The organism is Clostridia bacterium (assembly GCA_036562685.1).
Taxonomy (GTDB): Bacteria; Bacillota; Clostridia; order Christensenellales; family DUVY01; genus DUVY01.
This window is the reverse complement of the sequence record DATCJR010000047.1, coordinates 1-3,029: the sequence shown is the minus strand read 5'-3', so window position 1 is coordinate 3,029 and position 3,029 is coordinate 1. Positions and strand designations below refer to the sequence as shown.

At 37.1% G+C, this 3,029-nt stretch carries 4 protein-coding genes; all 4 read right to left on the bottom strand.

The window, feature by feature from the left end; translation table 11 throughout:
• The coding region (locus VIL26_02060) for a hypothetical protein (protein HEY8389729.1) at positions 1 to 827 on the bottom strand (827 nt) is incomplete at its 3' end.
• A gap of 22 nt (positions 828 to 849) precedes the next feature.
• Positions 850 to 1,746 (bottom strand): carbohydrate ABC transporter permease, encoded by an 897-nt coding sequence (locus VIL26_02055; protein ID HEY8389728.1) that lies wholly within the window; start codon positions 1,744 to 1,746, stop codon positions 850 to 852.
• Between the two features lie 38 nt (positions 1,747 to 1,784).
• On the bottom strand, positions 1,785 to 2,699 hold the full coding sequence (locus VIL26_02050; GenBank protein HEY8389727.1) for a sugar ABC transporter permease: 915 nt from the start codon (positions 2,697 to 2,699) through the stop codon (positions 1,785 to 1,787).
• Between the two features lie 83 nt (positions 2,700 to 2,782).
• The coding region (locus VIL26_02045; GenBank protein HEY8389726.1) for a hypothetical protein at positions 2,783 to 3,029 on the bottom strand (247 nt) is incomplete at its 5' end.

Genomic DNA, 3,029 nt, shown 5'->3' with positions numbered 1-3,029 from the left:
GGGGATTTTATGATAATACTGTCATGCTTATAAGGTCCCAAAACATTATCGGCTTTAGCCAAACCAATACAGCTTCTAGATCCGCCAAAATATCCAGTCATAGAATAATAAAGCCAAAACTTTCCGTCATTTCCCTTGATAATGTCAGGTGCCCAGAATGAAAATGTTCCGCTTGTACTTGTTACTATCTGATTGGATTCTTCGGGCGCTGTTTTGCACCAATCCCATGCCTCTTGAAATTCTCCTTTGCCTGCAATATAATCATTGGGCTGCATATCGTCCGGAGCAATGGCTGTTTGTTCATAACGCCAATGCAACAAATCATCAGAAACTCTTATCTGATAGCCTGACCTTGTTCCGTTGACATCAGTAGAAAAAGCATAATATTTTCCGTCAACTTCTATAAACGAAGGGTCATGCGCTCCAAATTCTGTCCAGTTGACATAATCTGAAGTACGCGTACCCAGTTCGTTAAAATTGGGGTCAGAAGGATAAAAGCCTTTTATCGTTACTTTTATAATTTCCTTTAGTTCTTTATCTTTATATATTTTTACGAAATAATTGCCGCCTTGCTTGGGTTTTATCAAGAACTTTTTATTGCTTATAGACGAAAGAGTTGCAATATTTTCATCACCCTTAACAATTCTTAAGCCTTGATAATTTTTGGGATAGTCTATTTCCAAAGTATAAGTTTCATCTTCCCAGATAATCGGTGCTTTTTCGGACTTGATAACCAGGTCTGTCACATTGCTGTTGTTACAGCCTGCAACGCATATTGATGTCGTTATCAATATTAAGCTCAAAATCACATACAATATCTTTTTCATCAGCATTCTCCCTCCTGTTTGATTATTCTTTTACGCCTGCTAGCATTACGGATTCTATAATCATTTTCTGGAACAAGCCAAAGATTATAAGAATAGGTACAAGCGCCAATACTGATCCTGCCATTACGATCTGGTGCTGAGCATGAATTCCCGCATTGTATTTTGCCAAAGATACAGTCAGCGGATACCAGTCTCTTAACTGTACAAAAAGCAAGGGTCCCAAGTAATCATTCCATGTACCCATGAAGTTTAGCAATCCTTGAGCTATCACAGCAGGCATCGCCAAAGGCATAACTATTGATATAAACACTTTAAAATAATTAGCGCCGTCTATGCGAGCAGATTCTATCAAAGAATCCGGCATTCCCAAAAGGTATTGCCTTATAAAAAATATAATCATCATATTTCCGAAAAACTTGGGAACAATCATAGCCCACGGTCCTGTCAGCCAGTCAAGTTTGGAATACAAATATGTCTGCTGCATCATTATCGCAGGGAAAGGTATCATCAATGCAGCAAGCAATACCATAAACATCACATCTCTGCCCTTAAATTTGATTTTGGCAAAAGCAAATGCCGCCATAGCCGATACAATCGAACATATAACTACGGGCAAAGTTGAATACAATACTGTATTTAAAAGTGATCTCCAATAACCTGGTCCGTAAGGAGAACCTAGCGCAGATATAATTTTTGAATAGTTTGTAAAATCCCACTCTATGGGCAAAAATACCGTCTGTAAAACATATTGTTTGGTAGAAAACGATGCTGACAACATCCAAACGAAAGGATATATCATCAAAAACGACCCCAAAATCAACACTATGTAAGCAATAGCGTTTGATATTTTTCTTTTGGCCTTAATCGACGACTTTTTTATTTTTTTGTCATAGCTGTCAATAATATTTTGCTCTACCATGATATTTTCTCCAATCTATCTACAAAGGCAAAATCGCCTTAATTTTCGCTTTTTCTTTTATTGATATAAAACTGTATTGCGGTTACTATAAATACCATTATTCCAAGCATTATACCTATTGCTGCAGAATAGCCAGCTTTATAGGCAAACTGCTGATTGTACAGGTACAAAACCAAAGGCATTACATCATATCCTGCATTTGGATAGAACAAAGCCGGTTCTGTATAAATCTGAGCTCCGCCGATAAACAAAGTAATTACAATATAAAAGATTACTGGGTATAATTGAGGCAAAGTTATTTTGAAAAATATTTTGACATCTCCCGCTCCGTCTAGCTTGGCTGCCTCGAAGTAATTTTTGTTGACGCCTTGAAGTCCTGCTATAAACAGCAATATCGAACCGCCTAAACCTTTCCAGACCAGCATAATAGTTATAGTTATTTTCTTAAGCCAGGCAGGACCGTTGCTCCACTTTATTTCGCTCATTCCGAATATTCTTAAAAATCTGTTGACCACACCGTTAATATCAAACAATCTAGAAAACAGCAATGTGATTGATACTACGCTTGCTACTACAGGAATATAAAATATAACCCTGAATGTATTGGCAAACTTTATAGGTCTGTTCATGCAAATAGCAAGCAAAAGCGATAAAATTACGTTTATCGGAATACCAATCATATAAAACACTGTGTTAAAAAGCGTTTCTCTTATGTGTTCATCAGTAAAGAACTTGATGTAATTATCAAAATTGACGAATTTGGCATCAAACAAAGGAACCATTGCCGACCAAGAGGTAAAGGAAGCATAAATTGCCATAAGCAACGGGAAAAATACAAAAAACGAAGTTCCAAAAACAGGCAAAGCAATAAAAAGCCAGCCCCAAAGATTTTCGGACGATATTTTCTTTTTCTTGGTATTCTTTGATGTTTCAACTAAAGCTGTATCATTCATTTCCTAATCCTCTTTTTTTGGTCATTAGTTTTATATTTAAGATGGCGGCGTTGTTTTTCCTGCCACCGCCATCTTAAAAATTATTATTGCTTTTGTTCTTGTTCTAGCCTGATTGCCTCGTCGAGTTTGGATTGAGCTTTTGGTGCATATTCGGTGACGTATTTATCAACGGTATAACCTGATGATGTGTCCCATAACTTTGAGGCAGCACCAGTAAAGAATTCGGTAAACCATTCATCGTTATAGGTATATACAGTAGGTCCGACATGACCATTGCCTGTTACGCCTGAAGCGACATCTAACAATAACTGCTTGTTTTCAGGCTCCAAA